Raw genomic sequence first — 16,886 nt, 5'->3', positions numbered from 1 at the left:
CTGTCAGGCGAGGGCGGGTAGCGTGGCGAGGTAAAGCGGTGCGGATTTGGCGAAACTGCCCTTTTGGCGGACCCACAGCGGTTCGCCGGGATGAAGGGCCGAGAGATTGGCGACCTCGGCGGCACTGAGGACGAGGCAGGGTGCGGAAACAGTCCAGAGCGCGGCGGGTGTGTCGGGTGCGCCGAGACCGACTTCGTAGGCTTCGACCTGCTCGACGAGCGGTTGATCGACCTCGTCGAGCCAGGCCCAGCCGCCGCGAGCGCGTCGTGTCCAGCCCAGCGTGAGCGCGCCCTGCGCATCGATTGCGGACCGCGGATGGACGGGAAAGGGCAGTCGCCGACTGCGGCCCGCATCCTCGAGGATGGCGGTGACCGGTTCGTCCTCGGCGAGGCCGATCGCGGCCAGTCGATCGCCCTGCGCCAGCGAAAGATCGGAGGGCAGCGCCAGCAGGCGCTCGTCAAGCAGTGTGGCCGGCGTGCCGGGTGCATGGCCCGCCAGCGCCTCGCGCTCGGTCCCGCCGCGACCCCGCAGCAGGCCGGCGAGCCGCCAGACGCCTCCGCCCTCGGGCTCGGCCTGTGCGAACTGGAGGACCTCGCTCCCCACCAGCAACCGGTTGGCGCCGAGGGCGAGGGCGGTGGTTGTGGCCGGTTCGAGCTCGCTCTCGGCATCGTCGAGGGCGAGACGCAGAGTCGCTGCGGGGTCGAGGCGCAACCCCGGATTGGGTCCGACGGCATCGAGGAGTGTACCGGAAACCGCGCGCACGGGGCCGCCTTGTGCCAGGGGCTCGAGCGCGGCGCCGCTCGAGCGATAGAGCGCGGCGCCCGACCAGCGCCCGGTCGGAGCGCCAAGGGCGACGTAGCGCTGGACCGATGCGCTCGAACCGATCCCGTCCCAGGGCAATTCGAAGGCCCGCAGGCGGGTGGCGACAGCATCGCGATCCGCCGGGGTCCAGGCGGAGCCGCCATCGCCTGCCACGCTTGCCGGGCTTGGCGCGACGAAGCGGACCAGTTCGAGTTCGATACCGCGCTCGCGCCATTCCCACCCCGTGATCCGCCACAGGCCGGTCTGGCCGGGCGCGCGCACGATGCTGCCGGGCCCGAGATCGGGATCGAGTTCGGCCATCCGCCAGGCGAGCTGCTCGCGATCCTGCTGCTCGCGAGCGGAGGCCAGCGCGACCAGCGACCGGGCATCGCTCGCCGAGAAGGTGCCGGGAAATTCGAGCACTTCCTGTCCGCGCGCCGGCTCCAGCCCTTCGGCCCGCTGGAGGCCCGGCTGGTAGTCGCGGACCGGATCGTAATAGCGCAACGCCGATAGCGCGCCCGCCGGGCCCGACCTGCGCGACAGCGTCCGACCGTCCTCGCGCCCGAACTCGCCCTCTTCCCATGCGGACGGCAAGGGCAACATGGGGATGTCGCCACCCGGCGTTACGATGCCCTCTATACTGGCAATGCCGGCCGGCTCCGTGACCGCGAGCGGTCGCAACCGGTCGACCAGCGCGAGCACTTGTGCCGGGCTGCCGCCTTCGTGGATGAAGCCCGCGAGTTCGGGAAATGCGGCGTTGCTGCTGTCCATATCGCCGAGCGCGGCGATGTCTGGCACCAGGCCGCTCGCGGGACTTGCAAGGACCTCGAAACTGAGCGCGGGGATGCGGTTGCCGAAATCCTCCAGCGCGAGATCCTCGAACACGACATAGGCGCAGCCGCGATGCGCCGGACACTGCGGTCCGATCGCCGCAGCCATGAGCGGGTCGGGTTGCTGGTCGGCATGGCCGGAATGGCAGCGCAATGTTCCGCCGGTCTTGAGATCACCCGCCCGTCCGCGCAGCAAATTGCCGTCGGCCCAGATCCGCCCGACCGCATCGATCGGGCGGCTGGAAAGCGCCACGGCGAGCGAGACGCTGTAGCTGTAGCTGGTGGTCCTGGGCTTGCCCTTGCCGCCGCCGCTGGTCTCGCGCCGTTCCTCGAGATCGGTCGCCCAGATCACGGTGCCGGCAACGCGCGTCTTGCCATAGAGCGCCGGGACCGGCTGGCCATAGCTCGAAGTGCTCACCGCGAGTTCCTTGAGCCGCGGACCTTCTCGGCGGGGACTGCCGATGATCATCGCGTCGAGGCTGCGGCCGAGCGTCGCGCCGAGCGCGCCGCCCAGCGGTCCGCCGACCAGCGTGCCGAGGGCGCCGAGGACTAGCGTTGCCATAGATGCTCCGGATCGGGATCGAGCCGCCAGTGTGCGGGCGGCAGTTGGGGGAGGATGAGCGCCTGCGAGGCCACGCGCCGCAGCCCGGCATGGGCATGGACGAAGCGGCCCGCGCCGAGCGCGACGAGCAAATGGTGTTGCGCGGGTCCGGGCCGGGTCAGGATCACATCGCCGCGCCGGACCGGGCCGGTGCAGCGGCAGAGACCGTTGCTCTCGGCGAACTCCAGCCAGTTCTCGATGCACAGGTTGCGGAGGCGGTAGCCCTGCAGGTAGCGGATCCGCCGCCCGCAGGCCGCCAGCGCGACGCCGACCAGCCCGACGCAATCGAGCCCCGTCGCGGGATCGCGCCCGTGGAGGCGGAAGCGCGTGCCGACCAGCGCCTCGGCGGCCCGCGCGAAGGCTTCCGCAACGGGCTCCCTCATCGCGGCATCGGGTAGTGCGCGAGCATGTCGTTGCCCGGGAGGAAGGGCTCGCCACGGAAGTTGACCGCATTGCCGAAACGCGCGGCGCAAGTGGCGATGGTGCGATCGCAGCCCTCGCGAAGTCGTACGCGCAGTCCTTCGCCGAGCGAAGGGTCGAGGCGCCCCGCGAGCGTCAGCAGGCTGCCATCGGTGTCGAGGATTCGCGCCGCCAAGCCCGTTGCGGGACCGTCGAGCCAGCGCAATTCGCCGTGGCGAAAAGGCGCGGCGTCGGCGAGATCGAGCGTCACCATGCCGGAATCGGCATCGAGGGCCACGACGCGCGCGCGGGCACTATGCGCCGCCGAACTGAGCCCGCATCCCGGACCGCAGAAATGCGCACGGCACGTCGGGCTCGACAGCGGAACGTTATCCTGCGCCAGCCGCGCCTTGGCCGAGGCGAGCTCGGCGCGGAAGCCGCTGCCCTCCTGTCGCAGTCCGGCGATGGTGCCGCTGTAGAGCGTGGCGCGATCGAGCGTGTCCCAGTCGACGATCCCGCTCTCGATGCGCGCGCCGTCGAACCTCCCGGCGGCCAAGTCTTCGGCGCGCACCGCATCGTGGCTGAGCGCGCCCTCGACGTCGCCCGGATCGTCCTCGAAGCCGATCGTCGGCGCAGGCGAGCGGTGCGCCGCCGACCCCCTCGGCGACGATCCGCACGCTGCGCTGCGCCACCGGATTGGCGAGATAGGCCTCGGCCACTTCGCGGCTGTAGTCGAAGGGCGCGCGCTGCAGCGGCCCGCCGTCGAAACCGGCCGCCCAGGGGCTGACGAAGCCGCGCGCCACGGGCACGCGCGATCCGCCCCCGCCCTTGAAGGCGGAAGCGAGCGTGGTGAGGAAAGACATTGATTTCTCCGGGACTCGGGGGTCAGAATGGCCCAATACGCGCCGGGGACGCAGGAGGGTGCCGTGGAATTCGAGAACAGCGATTTCATCGCCCTGGTGAAGCGCACCCGCGAGAAGTTCGGGTGTTCGATCCAGGAAGCGCACGATCTGATCTTCGCCGACGACGAGATGCGGCGGCTCGTGGCGCTGCGGATCAACCGCAACCCCGCCTGCCGGAAGATGGCCTCAAGGGATCTGTATGCTCACGGGCCCGATTCCCGCTTCGTGCGCGAGGGCGAGTCCCTGCGCTTCAAGAGGGGCGACGGGCAGCGATGATCGCGCTCTGCGAGCACGCGGAGCTTCGAATTCCCTTATCGCATGTCCGCACGGTATCGAGGAGATCGGCTAATGACGGCGTTGGAACGGGTCACGCAAAGAGCGATGAGGCACGGCGATCCGGAACGTCCTTCAGTGCCCAGCCCGTTGCTGTCGCTGGAGGAGTTTTTCGACGGCAATGACGAGATCGGCTCGATCGGTTGCAATCTTGAATCAGAGCCCGAACCCGCGGAATTTTTCGAGTTGTTCATGGACATCAGATCCCGATCCGAAGTCAGCGATGTCCGAATTCAGATCACGTCTGTCGAAGCTCCCGGAGTTGCATGGCCGTTTTCTGATACCGTGTGGATAATGACGGAAGTCGGCGAAGACGAGGTGAGGAACTGGTTCCCCGAACATCTCGCACCCGACGAGGTGTGGGAGGGGTTCATCCCCAACGCCAAATATGAAGAATGCGCGATTGCCGAAGGACATAAGCCTGTGGCGGTTTGGTACGATTGATGAACCTGTCGGGGTTCGCCGCCGTCAGAATTTGTGGACCCTCGGCCTCTTGCTCGTCGCCAACATCAACTCCGTCAGCGCCCACACGAGCGCGTCGGCGCGGTCGGGCGATCTGCCCGGACCTTCGTAGCCGCCGCCCGCGAGCAATCCGCAGAGCTGGTCCTCCAGCTTCGCGAACAGTCCGGCATGCCGCACGCGGCCGGCCTCGTAGAGCGCGGCGACGGGTTCGGCACGCGCCACCTTGCCGCGGCTGGCATGGACCAGCCTGAGCGGCAGCGAGATATCCGCCGCGCGCAATACGCTGGCGACCATCTGGCCGCCCTGGTTGGCCTCGGCGATTACGCGGTCGGCCTGCCAGCCGCGCGCGGTCTCGGCCACCGCGCGCGCCCAGGTCTCGGGGCTGGCCTGTTCGACCGAGCAATCGGCGAGCACCTGCCCGATCCCGCTCGCGCCCACACCGCAGACGACGATCCCGCAGGCATCGCCGCGATCGCTCGCCGGCGGATCGACGCCGACCACCACGCGCAGCAGCGGATCGGCGAAGCCCGCGTCGCGGCAGGCTTCGAGCAGCGCACGCGTCCAGAGCGCGCCTTCGGCTTCGGTCAGCATTTCGCCGTCGAGTTCCTGCCGCCCGAGCGAGGAGTGGCCGAACTGGTCGAGCATCGCCTCGTAGAAGCGCATCGGCAGTGCGCCGGCATTGTCGCCGGTGCGACCGGTCGCCACTACCACCGCGCCCGAACGCGCTTCGTCGTAGAGCCGTGCCATCAGTGCGACGCGGCGCGGCGTGCTGGTTGCGAGGAGGCGCGGGCTCTCGCCCAGCCGCAGGCCGAGCTGCAGATTATCCCACGCCGCCAGCGCGCGGCCGCCGGCATTGTCCCATTTGGCGATCTCGTCGCACCAGGCGTGGCTGTGTTGCGGGCCGCGCAGGCTGTCGGGCTCGGCCGCGGAATAGAGGAAGGCCTGCGCGCCATTGGGCCATTGCAGCCGTCGCAGCGAGGGTTCGTAATCGGGCATCAGCGATCCACGTGCGGCATTGAGCACGCCGCTTTCGCCTTCGACCATCACGCTGCGCACCTCGCCAAGCGAGGCGCCGACCAGCGCGATTCGCGCCTCGGGATCGTGTCGCGCGAGATTGCGCACCCATTCGGCGCCCGCGCGCGTCTTGCCGAAGCCGCGCCCGGCGCAGATCAACCACACGCGCCACTCGCCCGGAGGCGGCAATTGCTCGTCGCGGCCCCAGATCTCCCAGTGCCAGCTGCCGAGCGCCGCGCGCTCATGCGGCAGGAGCAGCTTGTCGAGATTGTGGCGCCGCTCCTCGCCCTTATCGTCGGGCGCGCGGAACCAGCTTCCGCGGCTGGCGCGGTTGCTATCCGTCACGCGGCGTGCGTTTCTGCTGGCGCTTGGCGTCGAGCGCGGCAGCGGTCTCTTCTCTCGCGCGGATGGCGTCGATCTTCGCATTGATCGATTTCATCGTCGCGACCTCGTCCTCGAGCGTGCGGCGGCCTTTTTCGCGATTGACCGTCTCGCGATGCGCGATGAGGCAGCGAAAGGCGGTGCCGATATCGAACTTGCGCTTCGTGCCGTCCGCGTCGGTCTCTTCGAGACGTCCTTCGCGCAACCGGCCGAGCAACTCCATCTCGAGATTGTCGTACCCTTCGGCGAGCGCGTCGTACCACTGCCGCGCGAAGTCGGGATCGTCGCGGCGGCGCTTGTAGACCAGGCTCTGGCTGACATTGGCCGCCTCGGCCGCCGCCTTGACGTTGGAAGTCTCGGCGAGCTGGTTGAGGAAGATCGTCGCCCAGTTCCGTCGTGCCATGCGTCCCTCCCGATTGCGCCGAGCGCGAAACGACGAAGGGCGGCCTCCCGATGGAGCCGCCCCGGCGAATCGCAGTTTTCCGATGTTCGCAATATGTACCCAAATAGCGTGACGATGTCAAGACAAAAGAACCAAATAGGTTATTGCGAGACGCTTGCCTACGCGGCGGGGCTCGCCTAATCCCCGCTCCACCACGGGACGCGAGGGATTTCCCCGAATCATGATCATGAAACCGCTGCGCGGGCTGTACGACTGGACCATGGAGAAGGCCGCGCATCCGCATGCGATGGGCTGGCTGGCGCTGGTCTCCTTCGTCGAGGCGAGCTTTTTCCCCGTACCTCCGCATCCGCTGCTCGGGCTGATGTGTCTCGCCGAACCGAAGAAGGCGGTGAAGTTCGCCATGGTGGCGACGCTCGCCTCGGTTGCGGGCGGGCTGCTCGGCTATGCCATCGGCTGGGGACTCTACGATACCATCGGGCAGGATCTGCTGCGCTGGCTCGGGCTCAGCGAGAGCTTCCCCGTCGCCGCCTGCTACCTGCGCGAATACGGGGTGGAGATCCTGATCGTGAAGGGCGCGACGCCGATCCCCTTCAAGCTGCTGACGATCACCGCGGGCTTCATCGGCATGGCGCTGGTGCCCTTCATCCTCGCCAGCATCGTCAGCCGGTCGATCAGCTTCATGATCGTCGGCGTGCTGTTCCGCCTGTTCGGCGCCCCGATCAAGCGCTTCATCGACAAGTATCTCGGGCTGGTGACGGTGGGCTTCGTTGTGCTGGTGATCGCCGGTTTCGTCGCGGTCGCCTATCTCGACGGCGGCGAGGACCAGGCGACGGCGGAGAAATGCGCCGCTGCCGCCACGCAGCCTGCATGACGCCCGCGCTCGCCCGTCGCCTCACCGCCGAGGCGATCGGCAGCTTCTTCCTTTTCGCCGGCGTCATCGGTTCCGGCGTGATGGCCGAGGGGCTGGCGCAGGGCAACGACGCGCTCGCGCTGCTCGCCAACACCATTGCCACCGGCGCGGTACTCTATGTGCTGATCGCCATGCTCGGCCCGATCTCGGGCGCGCATTTCAACCCCGCGGTGACGCTCGCCTTCGCGCTGCGCCGCGAACTCCCGCCGCGCGACGCGTCGCTTTACGTCGCGGTCCAGCTCGGCGCGGGCGTGCTCGGCGCCTTCGCCGTGCACCTGATGTTCGACATGGAGATACTCCAGTTCAGCACCAAGGCGCGCGCCGGGATCGGCCAGTCGACCGGCGAATTCGTCGCCACTTTCGGGCTGGTGCTGACGATCCTGGTGCTGCTGCGCACCCGCGCCGAGGCCATCCCCGCGGGTGTCGCGCTCTACATCACCGCGGCCTACTGGTTCACCAGCTCGACCAGCTTCGCCAATCCCGCGATCACTGTGGTGCGCAGCCTCTCCGACAGTTTTGCCGGGATCGCGCCAGCCGACGTCCCCGGCTTCGTGCTCGCGCAGCTCGCCGGCACTATCGCCGCAACCGCGCTCGCCGGCTGGCTGGTGGGTCCGCCCGAAGAGGCGCCCTGACCGCGCACCGCCTCGCGCCTCTTTGACCGCAAGCTTCGGGATGCGCGCGACACACCGCTCTGCTTTTGCGCCGCCGACCATGTGCGGCAGGAGGCAGAATGACGACGATCGGCAGCGCGATGGGACCGCGCGACTGGGGGATGCTGGTGCTCCTCTCGATACTCTGGGGCGGATCCTTCTTTTTCGTCGAGCTCGGCCTGCGCGGCCTGCCGCCCTTTACGCTGGTGCTGCTGCGCGTCACGCTGGGGGCGGGGGTGCTCTACCTCGTCGCCCGCGCCACGGGTGCGCGCATGCCCCGCGACGCGCGCATCTGGGCGGCCTTCCTCGGCATGGCACTGCTCAACAATGTCGTTCCCTTCTCGCTGCTCACCTGGGGGCAGACACAGATCGCCGGCGGGCTCGCCGCGATTCTCAACGCGACCACGCCGCTATGGGGCGTGGTGGTGGCGCATCTCCTCACCCCCGACGAGAAGGCGACCCCGGCCAAGCTCGCCGGGCTCTCCTGCGGCTTTGCGGGCGTGGTGGTGATGGTCGGCGGCGAGGCGCTGGCGGGGATGGGCGGGGCGGCCGTGTGGGCACAGGCCGCCTGCCTTGTGGCGACGCTCTCCTATGCGCTGGCGGGGATCTACGGGCGGCGCTTCCGCGCGCTGGGCGTGGCGCCGTTGGCGACCGCCTGCGGCCAGCTCGCCTGCTCGGCCGCGGTGCTGCTGCCGCTGGTGCTGTGGGTCGATACGCCCTGGCGCCTGCCCGCACCGCCGGTGGCGGTGTGGGGCGCGCTCGCCGGGCTGGTGCTGCTCTCGACCGCCGCCGCCTATGTGCTCTATTTCCGCCTGCTCGCGCGCGTCGGGGCGACCAACCTGCTGCTCGTCACCTTCCTCATCCCGGTCACCGCGATCCTGCTCGGCGCGCTGGTGCTGGGCGAGGTGCTGGCACCCGCGCACTGGATGGGCATGGCGCTGATCGGAGCGGGGCTGCTGGCGATCGACGGGCGAGTGCCGCGCCTGCTCCTCCGCCCGCGCTCGGCAAGCGATCCGGGCCTCTTCCAGGGCCGCGATACCTAGCCGAGCGCGAAGCGCGCCAGCGCGGCGCGGTCGCGAATGCGGAGCTGGCCGTAGCCGCGCTCGATGAGCCCCGCCGCGGCGAGTTCGCGCAGTGCGGTATTGGCGGTCGGGCGGGTGACGCCGAGCAGCTCGGCGAGCTCCTCCTGGGTCACCGGCAGCACCTCGCCTACCTCGAGCCCCTCGGCCATATTGCTCAGCAGCAGCGCCATGCGCGTGGTCGCGGTGCCCCGCCGCATGTCGACCACGAGGTTGATCAACTCCTGCACCTGAACCGACAGCGCGCCGAGCAGCGCGCGGCCCGAGGCGGGGTGCCGCGCGAGGCATTCGAGGAACAGACCGGCGGGAATGAAGCGCACCGTGCTCGCCCCGCGCGACACCGCGTCGACCACGCGCGGACGCTGCGAGAACATCGCCAGTTCGCCATAGGAATCGCCCGGCCCGAGCACCGCGACCGCGCGAAATGTGCCCTCGGCGAGGAACTGGCCGGCGACCACCATGCCGTGCTCGATCAGCCAGAAGCCGTCGGGGTCCTCGCCACGCTGCTGGATGATCTGCCCGTCGGCGAAACGCCGCACATGCGTGCGCGCCTCGATCTCCCCGCGCAGCGCGGGCTCCAGCGAGGCGTAGAGCATCGGCGAGACCGCCGCGCGCAGCGAGGAGCGAGAATGTAAAACATCCGACATTCTTCGTCGCTCCTAGCCGGTAATCCTCCACCGCACAAACCACAGAGGATCCCGCCCATGCCATCGTCGACCCTGGCCATCATCGCCATCTATCTCGGCTTTGCCCTGCTCGAGCTGTGGCGCTCGAACCTCTTCGCCAAGTCCGAACAGACGCGCGACGACGGCATCGTCGAGGCGGTCAGCATGGTGGTGCTGCTCGGCCTGACCCAGCCCGCCGTGCTGTTCCTCTCCATGACGCTCGCCGGGGCGGTCGCGCCGCACTACGCGGGTGCCCTGACCGGTCTCAACCTCTTCGCGGCGGTCGCGCTGTTCCTGCTGCTCGACGACATGATGCAGTACTGGTGGCACCGGGCGAGCCACAGCTTCGCGTGGCTCTACAATCTGCACCGGGCGCATCACAACGCCCGCTACATGAGCGTCCGCCTCGTCTACCGGAACAATCTGTTCTATTACATGATGATGCCGGGGATTTGGCTGTCGGGCGTGCTGATCTATCTCGGCCTCGGCTGGGTTTACGCCGGCTATATCGTGGTCAAGCTGCTGGTCATCACCGGCGCGCATTCGGACGTCGCCTGGGACCGACCGCTCTACCGCTTCAAATGGCTCTCGCCGGTGATGTGGCTGGTCGAGCGGACCATCTCGACCCCGGCCACGCACCACGCCCACCACGGCCGGCATGCGAGCGATCCGGCGGTCCAGTACAAGGGCAATTACGGAAACCTGCTGTTCTTTTGGGACGTGCTGTTCGGCACGGCCAAGATCACCCGGACCTATCCCGAAAGCTACGGGGTCGAGAATCTGCCCGAAACCTCGCTCGGCGAACAGCTCGCCTGGCCCCTGTTCGGGAGCATTCCGGTCGAGGAGCCGCAGGCGATTGGAGAGGGGACGGCGCAGAGCGCCGCCTGAGGGAGGCACCGGCCGGGCATGGAGAGGGCCCGGCAGGCGACCGCACCTGCGATCGCGCTAGATAATCCCGACGTCCTTGCCCGCCTGTTCGAAAATCTCGAGGATCTGCCCGACTTCCTCTTCGCTGTGCTCGGCGCAGAGCGAGCAGCGCAGCAGGGTCATATTGGCGGGCGTCGCCGGCGGGCGCGCGAGGTTGACGTAGAGGCCGCCCTTGATCAGCGCCTCCCACATCGCCGCGCCCTTCTCGAGGTCGGGCATGATCACCGCGATGATCGCGCTCTGCGGCTCCTCGGTGCCGAGCTGGAAGCCGAGATCCTTGAGCCCGCCATGCAGACGCTTGGAATTCTCCCACAGATGCGCGCGCTTGTTCGATCCGTGCATCAGCTTGCGGATGCTGGTCGCCGCGGTCGCCACCACGCTCGGCGGCAGCGAAGCGGTGAAGACATAGGGGCGACAGACGAGGCGCATGATCTCGAACTTGGGATGGTTCGAGACGCAGAAGCCGCCGACCGTGCCGACGCTCTTGGAGAAGGTGCCGATGATGAAGTCGACATCGTCGATCACCCCGGCTTGCTCGACCACGCCGCGGCCGTTCTCGCCGATGAAGCCCATCGAATGCGCTTCGTCGACTAGCACCATGGCGCCGTATTTCTTCGCCACCGCGACCATTTCCTTGAGCGGCGCGATGTCGCCGAGCATCGAATAGACGCCTTCGAGCACGACCAGCTTGCCGGCCTCTTCGGGAATGCGCTTGAGGCGCTTTTCCATCGCCTCGATGTCGTTGTGCTTGAACGGCACGACCTCGGCATTGCCCATCGCGCAGCCGTCCCAGATGCTGGCGTGGCTGTCGATGTCGAGGACGATGTAATCGCCCTTGCCTGCGATGGTGCTGATGATCCCGAGGTTCGCCTGGTAACCGGTCGAGAAGACCATGGCGTGGTCCATGGCGTAGAAGTCTTTCAACGCCTCCTCGCACTCCTTGTGGCCCTGGTAGGTGCCGTTGAGCACGCGGCTGCCGGTGGTCCCCGAGCCGAAATCGGTCAGCGCCTGCTGGCCCGCCTCGATCACGTCGGGATCGAAGGTCATGCCCATGTAATTATAGGTGCCGAGCAGGATCGTCTCGCGCCCGTTGCAGATCGCGCGGGTTGGCGAGAGGACCTTCTCCATCACCAGGTTGAAGGGATCTTCCTGTCCGCTGGCGAGCAGCCCTTCGCGCAGCGCGATGATGTCGTCGAATTTGGAGAAGAGGTCCTTGCCCTCTCCTTCGATCGTTTCCGGCTGGTCCGGCTGGATGATGCCTTCGCTCATCAGTCGGCCTGCAGCTTGGTGACCGCATCGACCAGCTGGCCGTAGTTCTCGATTTCGGCCTGCTGGTTCATCGAGATGATGATGTCGAACTCGTCCTCGATCTCGGCAACGAAATCCATCACGGTGAGGCTGTCGAATTCGAGATCGTTGGCGAAGGTCGTGTCTTCGGTGATGGTTACGCCCTTCTTGTTGAAGGGAGCGGCGAGTTCGCGAATCCTGGCGTCGACTTCGGCTCGGTCCATGGCGGGGCTTTCCAATCCTGTGCTGGCGCAGGCCCGCTATGGGCGCTCGCGCGATAAATATGCCGTCGCAAAGCGGCTTGTGGCGGTGCTTGTCAAGCGCGAGCCGCAATGGCAAGCTCGGGGAAAAGTCGCAATCGTCTGTTCGATCAGGGGAAAACGATGAGCGATTCAGCGAGACCGCAATCCGCATCGGCCGCAGCGCGCGCTGCGAATGACGGCGAGCCGCCCGCCGCCTCGGCGCCGCGGCGCGAGGCCACCTATTCCAATCACGCGATCCATCTGATGCGCACCGCGCAGATGAGCACGCTCAAGCTGTCGCAGATGGCCGACCAGAAGGCCTCGATCCTGCTCGGCGCGACCTTCCTCGTCTTCTCGCTCTCGGTCAGCCGCGCGCTGACCGGGCAGATGCCGGTCTCGCTGATGATCCTCGCCAGCTTCTCCTTCGCCAGCTCGCTCTGCGCGGTGATGGCGGTGCTGCCCAAGGTCGGTCGGCCCGACGGCAAGGCGAAGAACCGCAACCTCCTGTTCTTCGGCCATTATACCTGGATGGACGAGGAGGAATGGACCGAGGATTTGCTCGAGCGGCTCGAAACCGACCGCACCGTGTTCGAGACCATGGCGCACGACATGTACCAGAACGGCCAGGTGCTCGCGGGCAAGAAATACCGCTTCCTCGCGCTCGCCTACAAGGTCTTCATGTTCGGCCTGTTCGTGACCCTGGCGGTCTTCGCCATCGAGATGGTGATGGCGGATTAGTTTGTTTGGTTCTTGATGCGTGCGGACCGGTCATCCGTCCGGCCCTTGGGACCGAACAACTGCAAGCTAGCGACGCAGGTCGCTTGCGCATCGAACAAGAAACCCCTCAATCCTGCAGCAACGCGCGCACCGCCGCCATGAACGGCCCGATCGAGACCGGCTTGGCGAGATAGTCGGCCGCGCCGGCATCCCTGATCCGTTCCTCGTCGCCCTTGCCCGCATAGGCGGTCACCGCGAGGACGGGCACGGCCGCCAGATCGGGTTTTGCCTTGAGCTCCGCGATCAGGTCGATCCCGCTGACATTGGGCAGCTGGATGTCCATGATCACGAGGTCGGGCGCGAATCGCTTGGCGGTGGCGAGCACGTTCTGTCCGTCGGCCACGGGCACGACTTCGAAGCCGTTCGCCTTCAGCACGTCACAGAACAGCTTACGATTGAGATCGTTGTCCTCGACAACGAGGATTCTCTTTGCCACTTGGCCCGAACTCCCTGCGAATGCGAGGGGGCCTTATGCAAAAGCGGGAGCGCTGACAATTATTCGCGAACCACAGCCAGGTGAAACGCGGCCAGCCGAGGTGCTGGCGCTCGAAGCGCTCGGCTGGGCGCTGGCCGACGACACGCGCGCCGAACGGCTGCTGTCGCTCACCGGCCTGACGCCCGAGCGGCTGCGGAACGGGTTGAGCGATCGCGGCGTTCAGGCGGCAGTGCTCGAATTTCTCGCCAATCACGAACCCGACCTCGTCCTTGCCGCCGATGCGCTGGACACCACCCCCGCCATTCTCGTGGCCGCCGCCCGGGAGCTGTCGCAATGAGTCGTCCGTTGATCATCTCCGATTGCGACGAGGTGCTGCTCTACATGGTCACGCCTTTCCGCGACTGGCTGGGCGAGACGCAGGGTGTCGAGTTCCGCATGGAAGGTAACGATTTTTCCAAGGCACTGCGCTGGCGGGACAGCGGCGACTATCTCGCGCCCGAGGAGATCTGGCGCATGCTCGGCGGTTTCTTCGACACCGAGATGCACCGCCAGTCGCCGATCCCCGGGGCAATCGAGGGGATCGCCGCGCTGCGCGACCATGCCGATGTCGTGATCCTCACCAACCTCGTCGACAAGCGGCAGGAGATGCGCAAGGCCCAGCTGCTCGACCACGGGCTCGACGCGCGCGTCTTCACCAACCAGGGGCCCAAGGGGCCGGCGCTGCAGTCGATCATCGACGAATACAATCCCTCCAAGGCGATCTTCATCGACGACCTCGCGCAGCATCACCGCTCGGCGCGCGAGACCGTCGGCACCATCACCACGCTCCACCTCTGCGGCGAACCCCTGCTCGCCCCGCATATCGATTGCGCGCATAGCTCGGGCCATGCCGATGCGCGGATCGACAGCTGGGACGAAGCGCTGCCGTGGCTGCTGGGCGAACTCGAAAAGGAAACAACATGAGCATCCACGACCGCCTGCGCGCGCACGGCATCGAGCTTCCCAAGGCGGCCGCGCCCGTCGCCAGCTACGTCCCCGTCGTGGTCGACGGCCACACCGCCTATGTCTCGGGCCAGCTGCCCTTCGTCGACGGCGAACTCGTCACCGGCAAGCTCGGCGATGGTGTCAGCTTGGAACAGGGCCAGCAGGCCGCGCGCGCCTGCGGACTGATGATCCTCGCACAGCTCGAGGCCGCCGGACTGCTCGAACGCGTCTCGCATGTGGTCAAGCTCGGCGGCTTCGTCGCCTCGACCCCGGACTTCACCGACCAGCCCAAGGTCGCCAATGGCGCTTCGGACCTGATGGTCGAGGTCTTCGGCGACGCCGGAAAGCATGCGCGCAGCGCGGTGGGGGTGCCGGTCCTCCCGCTCAACGCCGCTGTCGAGGTCGATGCGGTCATTGCTCTCAAGGCTTGACCGGCTTTTCGCGGCCCGGCCCGACCCTGAGCGGGTCGGCTGGCTGCGGCAATGGACCTTTGCCCATCGCGGGCTCCACGGGAATGGCCGGGTCGAGAATTCGCGCGGCGCCTTCCGGGCCGCGCTCGAGGCGGGGCTGGGTATCGAATGCGATATCCAGCGCAGCCGCGACGACCGCCCCATGGTGTTCCACGACTGGGACTTCACCCGCCTGATCGGCCGCCCTGAGAAGGCCGCGGCGCTGACCGCCGCCGAATGGGCGACGCTGAGCTATCTCGAAGGCGAAGAGGCCCCGATTGCGCTCGCGGATTTACTCGCCATGGTCGCGGGGCAAGTCCCCCTGCTGATCGAGATCAAGTCGCGGCGCGGCTATGATGTCGAGCGGAGTTGTGAATGCGTCGCCCAGGCCCTGCACGGCTATGAGGGGCGTCATGCCGTGATGAGCTTCGACCCGCGCGTCGCGCGCTGGTTTCGCCGGCATTCGCCGCAGACGGTGTGCGGGCTCGTGATGCGCGAGGACGAGCATGGTTACACGCAGCAACCGTGGCAGCGGCATCTCGCGCTGTGGATCGCGCGACCCGAATTCCTCGCCTATCATGTCGCCGCCCTGCCCAATCCGATGGTCGCCGGCCTGCGCGAAGCCGGCCTGCCGGTGCTGACCTGGACGGTGAATTCGCCCGAGACCAGGGCCGTTGCTGCGGATTATGCCGATGCGCCGATCGCCGAAGGCGTGGGGCTACCATGAGTGACGGCGGCCTTGCCGCGCGCGTCGGCGGCTCGGTCGGCGCCTTCGACCGTGACCAGTGGAACGCACTGGCGGGTTCCGACAATCCCTTCGTCAGCCACGAATTCCTCACCGCGCTCGAGGATTCGGGCAGCGTCGGGCCGAGCACCGGCTGGCAACCGACCCCGCTCGTCATCAGCGAGGAGGGCGGCCCGCTGCTCGCGGCCATGCCTGCCTATCTCAAGGGACACAGCCAGGGCGAATATGTCTTCGACCACAGCTGGGCCGACGCCTATGAGCGCGCAGGGGGACGCTATTACCCCAAGCTCCAGATCGCGGCGCCCTTCACCCCCGCCACGGGGCCGCGCCTGCTGCTGTCGGATCCCGCCTATGCCGCGCCGCTGCTCGCCGCGGCCGAGCAATTGTGCCTCCAGAACCGTTTCTCTTCGGCGCATGCGACTTTCATCGAGCCCGCGCAGCAGGCGCAGTTCGAGGATGCGGGGTGGATGCTGCGCAGCGACATCCAGTTCCACTGGCACAATCGCGGCTTCGCCGATTTCGACGATTTCCTCGCCACGCTCGCCTCGCGCAAGCGCAAGGATCTGCGCAAGGAACGCGCCGCGGCGCAGGCCGAAGTCGAGATCCTCCGCCTGCGCGGCGAGGCCATCCTTCCCGAGCACTGGGATGCCTTCTGGACCTTCTACCAGGACACCGGCGCGCGGAAATGGGGGCATCCCTATCTGACCCGCGAAGCCTTCGACCTGTTCGGCGAGCGGATGGGCGAGAAGATCCTGCTGGTGCTGGCGCTGCAGGAGGGCGAGCCGATCGCCGGCGCGCTCAACTTCGTGGGCGGCGACGCGCTTTACGGGCGCTACTGGGGCTGCACGCGCGAGGTGCGCTTCCTGCATTTCGAACTGTGCTATTATCAGGCGATCGACGCGGCGATCGAACTGGGCCTCGATCGGGTCGAGGCCGGGGCGCAGGGCGGCCACAAGCTCGCCCGCGGCTATGAACCGGTGGAGACGGTGTCGGCGCATTGGATCGCCGATCCCGGGTTTCGCGAGGCGGTGGCCGATTTCCTCGAGCGCGAACGCGCCGGAGTGGCGGCCGATCGCAACTATCTCGCGGCGCGGATGCCGTTCCGGAAAACCTAGGCGGCGGCGCGGCGACCTTCGGCCAGCCATTCGCGCGCGCGGCGCTGGGCTTCGGCGATTTCGCGGGCAGTCATTTCCTCCGAAATGTCGGCGCGGCACCAGCTCGCTTCCTCGTGGCCCTTGGATGCGGCGATATTGAACCATTTGTGCGCCTCGATCAGGTCGCACACCGTTCCGTGGCTGCCGGTCGAGAACGCGACTCCTAGCGCGAAGAGCGCATCGACGCTGCCGCGTTCGTACTTGGCGAGGCATTCGGCGACCAGCGCCGCGGCTTCCTCGCCCTGGATGATCCTGCCGTGGCCCCCTTCGATACCGGTAAGCTGCATGGTCATTCCCCCCAAGCGACCGGCATTCTCTACCGGACAAAGAATAACTGCCAAGATCGTGGTCAAGAAATGGTTAACGCGAAGGCAATTTCTTTTAACACCCTCGACGCGCTGGCATTTCCACCGCCGGTGGGCATCTCAACGCCTCGTCGGATTGGCGCTTGTGCC

Annotated in this window: 22 protein-coding genes; 12 read left to right on the top strand and 10 right to left on the bottom strand. The window is 67.5% G+C overall.

The window, feature by feature from the left end; translation table 11 throughout:
* Positions 1–3: 3 nt before the first annotated feature.
* The 3 genes from K3181_RS06545 to K3181_RS15875 are packed head-to-tail and all read right to left on the bottom strand — an operon-like array spanning position 4 to position 3,583.
* Entirely contained in the window at positions 4–2,193 is a 2,190-nt protein-coding gene (locus tag K3181_RS06545) for a phage tail protein (RefSeq protein WP_221601987.1), read from the bottom strand.
* On the bottom strand, positions 2,181–2,615 hold the full coding sequence (locus K3181_RS06540; RefSeq protein ID WP_221601977.1) for an NlpC/P60 family protein: 435 nt from the start codon (positions 2,613–2,615) through the stop codon (positions 2,181–2,183). Before K3181_RS06540 ends, K3181_RS06545 begins: the two co-directional genes overlap by 13 nt.
* Positions 2,612–3,583 carry a DUF2163 domain-containing protein gene (locus tag K3181_RS15875; protein WP_221601975.1) on the bottom strand — a complete coding sequence of 324 codons (972 nt, stop codon included), beginning with the start codon at positions 3,581–3,583 and terminating at the stop codon, positions 2,612–2,614. Before K3181_RS15875 ends, K3181_RS06540 begins: the two co-directional genes overlap by 4 nt.
* Between K3181_RS15875 and K3181_RS06530 the strand changes: the two genes are divergently transcribed.
* Together K3181_RS06530 and K3181_RS06525 are read left to right on the top strand one after the other, a co-directional pair.
* A complete protein-coding gene (locus tag K3181_RS06530; protein ID WP_221601973.1) occupies positions 3,558–3,809 on the top strand; it encodes a hypothetical protein in 252 nt (83 codons plus the stop codon). The genes K3181_RS15875 and K3181_RS06530 overlap by 26 nt on opposite strands.
* Positions 3,810–3,881: 72 nt before the next feature.
* On the top strand, positions 3,882–4,310 hold the full coding sequence (locus K3181_RS06525; protein WP_221601971.1) for a hypothetical protein: 429 nt from the start codon (positions 3,882–3,884) through the stop codon (positions 4,308–4,310).
* Positions 4,311–4,334: 24 nt separating this feature from the next.
* On the opposite strand, the gene K3181_RS06520 is transcribed toward K3181_RS06525, so the two are convergent.
* Positions 4,335–5,600, bottom strand: a complete 1,266-nt coding sequence (locus K3181_RS06520; RefSeq protein WP_247715013.1) for a DNA-packaging protein — start codon at positions 5,598–5,600, stop codon at positions 4,335–4,337.
* Between the two features lie 76 nt (positions 5,601–5,676).
* Complete coding sequence (locus tag K3181_RS06515) at positions 5,677–6,126, bottom strand: hypothetical protein (RefSeq protein WP_221601966.1); 450 nt, start codon at positions 6,124–6,126, stop codon at positions 5,677–5,679.
* A 220-nt stretch (positions 6,127–6,346) separates the two neighbouring features.
* Between K3181_RS06515 and K3181_RS06510 the strand changes: the two genes are divergently transcribed.
* The 3 genes from K3181_RS06510 to K3181_RS06500 all read left to right on the top strand — a co-directional run bounded on the left by K3181_RS06510 (position 6,347) and on the right by K3181_RS06500 (position 8,729).
* Positions 6,347–6,997, top strand: a complete 651-nt coding sequence (locus tag K3181_RS06510) for a YqaA family protein (RefSeq protein WP_221601963.1) — start codon at positions 6,347–6,349, stop codon at positions 6,995–6,997.
* Entirely contained in the window at positions 6,967–7,668 is a 702-nt protein-coding gene (locus K3181_RS06505) for an aquaporin (RefSeq protein ID WP_247714883.1), read from the top strand. Before K3181_RS06510 ends, K3181_RS06505 begins: the two co-directional genes overlap by 31 nt.
* Before the next feature lie 98 nt (positions 7,669–7,766).
* Positions 7,767–8,729, top strand: coding sequence for a DMT family transporter (locus tag K3181_RS06500; RefSeq protein WP_247714882.1), 963 nt, complete (start codon positions 7,767–7,769; stop codon positions 8,727–8,729).
* Here the strand turns inward: K3181_RS06500 and K3181_RS06495 are convergent.
* Positions 8,726–9,412 carry a Crp/Fnr family transcriptional regulator gene (locus K3181_RS06495; RefSeq protein WP_221601953.1) on the bottom strand — a complete coding sequence of 229 codons (687 nt, stop codon included), beginning with the start codon at positions 9,410–9,412 and terminating at the stop codon, positions 8,726–8,728. The genes K3181_RS06500 and K3181_RS06495 overlap by 4 nt on opposite strands.
* A gap of 57 nt (positions 9,413–9,469) precedes the next feature.
* On the opposite strand from K3181_RS06495, the gene K3181_RS06490 reads away from it, so the two are divergent.
* Positions 9,470–10,318, top strand: coding sequence for a sterol desaturase family protein (locus K3181_RS06490; protein WP_221601952.1), 849 nt, complete (start codon positions 9,470–9,472; stop codon positions 10,316–10,318).
* A 57-nt stretch (positions 10,319–10,375) separates the two neighbouring features.
* Here K3181_RS06490 and spt read toward each other — a convergent pair whose 3' ends face one another.
* Positions 10,376–11,626, bottom strand: a complete 1,251-nt coding sequence (gene spt / locus K3181_RS06485; protein ID WP_221601950.1) for a serine palmitoyltransferase — start codon at positions 11,624–11,626, stop codon at positions 10,376–10,378.
* Positions 11,626–11,868, bottom strand: coding sequence for an acyl carrier protein (locus tag K3181_RS06480; RefSeq protein WP_221601948.1), 243 nt, complete (start codon positions 11,866–11,868; stop codon positions 11,626–11,628). The genes spt and K3181_RS06480 overlap by 1 nt, the downstream gene beginning before the upstream one ends.
* 159 nt (positions 11,869–12,027) lie before the next feature.
* Here K3181_RS06480 and K3181_RS06475 point away from each other — a divergent pair, with 159 nt between their 5' ends.
* On the top strand, positions 12,028–12,624 hold the full coding sequence (locus tag K3181_RS06475) for a Pycsar system effector family protein (protein ID WP_247714881.1): 597 nt from the start codon (positions 12,028–12,030) through the stop codon (positions 12,622–12,624).
* A gap of 106 nt (positions 12,625–12,730) precedes the next feature.
* Here K3181_RS06475 and K3181_RS06470 read toward each other — a convergent pair whose 3' ends face one another.
* The gene (locus tag K3181_RS06470) at positions 12,731–13,099 is read right to left on the bottom strand and encodes a response regulator (protein WP_221601946.1); all 369 of its coding nucleotides are present in this window, start codon (positions 13,097–13,099) and stop codon (positions 12,731–12,733) included.
* A 100-nt stretch (positions 13,100–13,199) separates the two neighbouring features.
* Between K3181_RS06470 and K3181_RS06465 the strand changes: the two genes are divergently transcribed.
* Genes K3181_RS06465 through K3181_RS06445 form a run of 5 tightly spaced genes read left to right on the top strand, consistent with a single transcriptional unit; the run spans position 13,200 to position 16,392 of the window.
* Entirely contained in the window at positions 13,200–13,436 is a 237-nt protein-coding gene (locus K3181_RS06465; protein ID WP_345725453.1) for a DUF3572 family protein, read from the top strand.
* On the top strand, positions 13,433–14,062 hold the full coding sequence (locus K3181_RS06460) for an HAD family hydrolase (RefSeq protein WP_221601944.1): 630 nt from the start codon (positions 13,433–13,435) through the stop codon (positions 14,060–14,062). Before K3181_RS06465 ends, K3181_RS06460 begins: the two co-directional genes overlap by 4 nt.
* Positions 14,059–14,514 (top strand): RidA family protein, encoded by a 456-nt coding sequence (locus K3181_RS06455; protein WP_221601942.1) that lies wholly within the window; start codon positions 14,059–14,061, stop codon positions 14,512–14,514. Before K3181_RS06460 ends, K3181_RS06455 begins: the two co-directional genes overlap by 4 nt.
* On the top strand, positions 14,489–15,259 hold the full coding sequence (locus K3181_RS06450; protein ID WP_221601940.1) for a glycerophosphodiester phosphodiesterase family protein: 771 nt from the start codon (positions 14,489–14,491) through the stop codon (positions 15,257–15,259). Before K3181_RS06455 ends, K3181_RS06450 begins: the two co-directional genes overlap by 26 nt.
* A complete protein-coding gene (locus K3181_RS06445; protein WP_221601938.1) occupies positions 15,256–16,392 on the top strand; it encodes a GNAT family N-acetyltransferase in 1,137 nt (378 codons plus the stop codon). The genes K3181_RS06450 and K3181_RS06445 overlap by 4 nt, the downstream gene beginning before the upstream one ends.
* Here K3181_RS06445 and K3181_RS06440 read toward each other — a convergent pair.
* Positions 16,389–16,718: an SEL1-like repeat protein gene (locus K3181_RS06440; RefSeq protein ID WP_221602849.1), complete on the bottom strand. Its 330-nt coding sequence runs from the start codon at positions 16,716–16,718 to the stop codon at positions 16,389–16,391. The two genes, K3181_RS06445 and K3181_RS06440, sit on opposite strands and share 4 nt — an antisense overlap.
* Positions 16,719–16,886: the final 168 nt, after the last annotated feature.

This window comes from Qipengyuania mesophila, from assembly GCF_019711655.1.
GTDB lineage: Bacteria > Pseudomonadota > Alphaproteobacteria > Sphingomonadales > Sphingomonadaceae > Qipengyuania > Qipengyuania mesophila.
The sequence above is the reverse complement of the archived record's forward strand: the minus strand, read 5'-3'. Positions and strand labels throughout refer to the sequence as shown.